The sequence below is a fragment of the Microbacterium sp. zg.Y909 genome (genome assembly GCF_024626565.1).
In genome coordinates, this window is record NZ_JANJFJ010000418.1 from 1 (window position 1) to 3,665 (window position 3,665).

At 70.3% G+C, this 3,665-nt stretch carries 5 protein-coding genes; 1 reads left to right on the top strand and 4 read right to left on the bottom strand.

Annotated features, from left to right (window positions below):
• Nucleotides 1-306, bottom strand: a 306-nt coding sequence (locus NQ160_RS20470; RefSeq protein WP_257516934.1) for an FKBP-type peptidyl-prolyl cis-trans isomerase, incomplete at its 3' end; no start/stop codon positions are given.
• 184 nt (nt 307-490) lie between these two features.
• Nucleotides 491-1,657, bottom strand: a complete 1,167-nt coding sequence (locus tag NQ160_RS20475) for a PrsW family intramembrane metalloprotease (protein WP_257516935.1) — start codon at nt 1,655-1,657, stop codon at nt 491-493.
• A gap of 67 nt (nt 1,658-1,724) precedes the next feature.
• Here NQ160_RS20475 and NQ160_RS20480 point away from each other — a divergent pair, with 67 nt between their 5' ends.
• Complete coding sequence (locus NQ160_RS20480; RefSeq protein ID WP_257516936.1) at nt 1,725-2,591, top strand: fumarylacetoacetate hydrolase family protein; 867 nt, start codon at nt 1,725-1,727, stop codon at nt 2,589-2,591.
• A gap of 44 nt (nt 2,592-2,635) precedes the next feature.
• Here the strand turns inward: NQ160_RS20480 and NQ160_RS20485 are convergent, their stop codons facing one another.
• Both NQ160_RS20485 and NQ160_RS20490 read right to left on the bottom strand, forming a co-directional pair.
• Entirely contained in the window at nt 2,636-3,085 is a 450-nt protein-coding gene (locus NQ160_RS20485; RefSeq protein ID WP_257516937.1) for a DUF4190 domain-containing protein, read from the bottom strand.
• A 79-nt stretch (nt 3,086-3,164) separates the two neighbouring features.
• Nucleotides 3,165-3,665, bottom strand: a 501-nt coding sequence (locus tag NQ160_RS20490) for a lyase family protein (RefSeq protein WP_257516938.1), incomplete at its 5' end; no start/stop codon positions are given.

A 3,665-nucleotide genomic window follows, 5' to 3' on the forward strand; every position in this document is an offset into this window, starting at 1 on the left:
GGCCGGGCCGTAGGCCAGGTGCGGCGGGATGATCAGCTCGCGGCGACCGCCGACCTTCATGCCGGGAATGCCGTCCTGCCACCCCTGGATGAGGCCGCGCAGCGGGAACTGGATGCTCTCACCGCGGCTCCACGACGAGTCGAACTCCTCGCCGGTGTCGTACTCCACGCCCGCGTAGTGGACGGTGACGGTGTCGCCGGGCTTCGCCTCGGGGCCGTCGCCGACGATGAGGTCACGGATGACCAGCTCGGAGGGAGCCGGTCCCGTGGGGGCGTCGAACTCGGGCTTGCTTCGGTTGTCAGTCATGCTCCCCATCCAACCCGAGGTGCTGGGTGCGGTCAACGCGCCACGCTCGCTTGACACCCCCTGAGTGCCGGAGGATCATTGAGGCATATCGACTCAGCGCTCGGGAGACACGCAGGCATCGCCGCGGCACCGGGCGCTGAGTCGTTGACAGGACGTCGTCAGCCCAGCCGCCCGCACCGTCCGGCTACCGCGCGAAGAGCGCCGCCCGCGCCGCGACCGCTCGGGCGAGGAAGACGTGCTCGTCCTCGACCGCGTGCGGGTCCCGGCCCGACAGCGCGCGCTGGCGGGCCGCGGCGAGCGCCGTGGCATCGGAGATGAAATCCTTCATGGCGGGCCCTCCCCCCGGCAGCGCGCGCGCCCACGCCATGGCGCGGCGACGCCCCGCGCCGGTGGCCAGCATGTCGACCTCCCCCGCAGTGAACCAGCCGGCTGCCGCATAGTCCGCCAGTCGTGCGCGCGTCAGCCGCGCCTCCTCCCGGCGCAGCAGCAGCACCCCCGCGATGAACAGGACGAACAGCGGCATCTGCAGCGTCGTATACAGCGCGAAGAAGTCCGCGAAGAGCGCGGAGCCGTTCCACAGCGCGTGCAGCACCGTCGCGCCCACGAGGCCCAGCGCCCAGGGACCCAGCGCCGCCCCGACCGCCGCGCCGTTGCGCGCGGCGCGGCCGAGGGCGTACCCCGTCACCGCCGTGAACATCACGTGTGCGAACGGCGAGAGGATGCCGCGCACGAAGAAGGTCACCGTGGTCTCGGCGACGCCCCCTTCGATCAGGGCAGAGGCGAAGTAGAGGATGTTCTCGGTGAAGGCGAAGCCTGCGCCGATGAGCGCCCCGTAGACGATGCCGTCGACCGGTCCATCGAACGCCCGCCGCCCGATGGCGAAGATGATCAGCAGCCCCAGCCCCTTGGCCACCTCCTCCACCACCGGAGCCTGCACGACCGACGAGAACGCTTCGCGCGCGGGCGAGCCGTCGTAGCCGATGACCAGGGTGATGACGAGGTCCACGGCGAGGGCGATCACGACCGACGCGATCGCCCCCCACGCAATCGCGAGCACGACGAGGGACCGGGGCTCGGGCTCCCAGCGGTCGACGATGCGCACCGCGAGGAGCACGCCGACGAAGGGCACGACCGCGAGCACCATGCCGACCACCGAGGCGGCGGCGCCCAGGAAGGTCAAGAAGTACGCCACCAGCCCCACCAGCAGCAGCACCAGGACGCCGATGATCCAGATGGGCGCGCTGCGACCCTTGCGCGGCGGCACGGGCAGCGCAGGAGGCGACGAAGGGGCAGGCGCGATGGGCGCGGCATGCCCGGGATGCGGCTGGGAGAGCGCGGAGGTGTACGGCACGACCGACAGCCTAGGGGTGGCGCAGAGTGTCGCCGATCGCCCCCGGTCGGGCCGCTAGCCTGAAGGGATGCGCTTCGCCCACGTGATTCCCTCCGCGGGTGCACCGCCCCGGCTTGCCGCCGTCCGCGGCGACGAGGCCGTCATCGTCGAGGACCTGTTCCCCGGCGCCCCTCGCCTGCTGCAGGACCTCATCGACGGCGGCGACGGGCTGCTCGGGCAGGTGCGCGACGCCGTCGATGCCGCCACGACGTGGCATCCGCTGGCCGGCACCTCCTTCGCCTCCGCAGTGCTCGCGCCGCCCGTGATCTTGGCGATCGGGCTGAACTACGCCGCCCACTCCAGCGAGCTCGGGCTGAAGGCGGACACCGCCCCGACGGTGTTCGTGCTGTGGCCGAACTCCCTCACCTCGCATCAGGCGACGACGTCGTGGCCACGCTCCCTCAGCGAGTCGGTCGACTATGAGGCAGAGCTGGGCGTCATCATCGGCCGTCCCGCGAAGGACGTTTCCACCGAGGCGGCACTTGAACACGTGTGGGGCTACACGGTGGTCAACGACATCACCGCGCGCGACATCCAGTTCTCGGAGGCGCAGTGGTCGCGCTGCAAGTCGTTCGACGGCTTCACGCCCACCGGCCCGTTCGTGGTGACCGCCGATGAGATCCCCGATCCGCAGGACCTGCACATCTGGGCCGTGGTCGACGGCCAGACGGTGCAGGATGCCACCACGGGCCAGATGATCCGTTCGGTCGCGACCCTCGTGTCGCACCTGTCGTCGTCGGCGACGCTGCTGCCGGGCACCCTCATCTCCACCGGCAGCCCCGGTGGAGCCGGCTACTCCCGGGACCCGCAGATCTTCCTGCGCGACCGGTCCACCGTCACCGTCGGCATCGACGGCATCGGCGAGCTCACGACGCGCTGCCGCATCTACGACTGAACCCCCGCACGCCGCAGCGCACGGGGGTTCCGTCGACACCAGGGTCAGTCGCAGGTGATCTGCGTGCCGTCGGTCAGCTGCCACACACCGGTGCCGAGCTCATTGCAGGCCGCGTCGGTCGCGCCGAGCACCGCAGTGAAGATCACGATGCCGAGGATGATCATCAGCACCATGAGCACGCTGCTGATGATGATGGCCGCCAGCGCCCACGTGTTCTTGACGCCGGCCTTCTTGCTCTGCACGTACGCCACGATGCCGAGGATCAGGCCGAACAGCTGCGCGAAGAACGACAGCACGAAGGCGACGATGCCCAGCGTCTTTCCGGGCACGGGCGCGCCCGGCGCCGCCGGGGCACCGCTCGGGTCGTATGCGGGGGCCGCGCCGTACGCGGGCGCGGAGCCGTAGGCGGGCGCTGCCGGAGGTGCAGTCGGAGGCTGGTAGGGGGGCTGCCCGGCCGGAGGGGTGGGCGACTGCGGGGGGTTCTGGTCGGACATGTCTGCTCCTTGATGTGCCGGCGTGTCCCGGATGAGAAAACGCTAGCCTTCCCCGTTAAAGTGCGACAAATCGCCCCATTCAGCTCTCGATTATGCTATCGGCGGCCTGCTGCACCGGGATGGCGGCGGTGATGGCCTCGAGGCCCGACAGCCGCGCCGGCGACAGCTGCTTGTCCACCTCGTCCCGACTCATGAGCCCTGCTTCGACGACGAGGTCGCCCACGTTGTGCCCCGTCAGCAGGGCGGTCTTGGCGAGAGCCGCGGATGCCGCATAGCCGATGAACGGCGTGAGCGCCGTGACCACACCCACCGACGACCCGACCATCGCGCCCAGGCGTGCGCGGTTCGCGGTGATGCCGTCGATGCAGTTGACCCGCAGCGTGCGCATGGCCCGACGCATCCAGGTGATCGACTGGAAGAGCGAATGCGCGATGATCGGCTCGAACGCGTTCAGCTGCAGCTGCCCTCCTTCGACGGCCATCGTGATGGTGAGGTCGGCGCCCGCCACCGAGAAAGCGACCTGGTTCACGACCTCCGGGATGACCGGGTTGACCTTGCCGGGCATGATGCTCGAGCCCGC

Coding starts and splice junctions, on each gene's coding strand:
- NQ160_RS20480 (WP_257516936.1), top strand. CDS start 1,725: ATGCGCTTCGCCCACGTGATTCCCTCCGCGGGTGCACCGCCCCGGCTT.
- NQ160_RS20485 (WP_257516937.1), bottom strand. CDS start 3,085: ATGTCCGACCAGAACCCCCCGCAGTCGCCCACCCCTCCGGCCGGGCAG.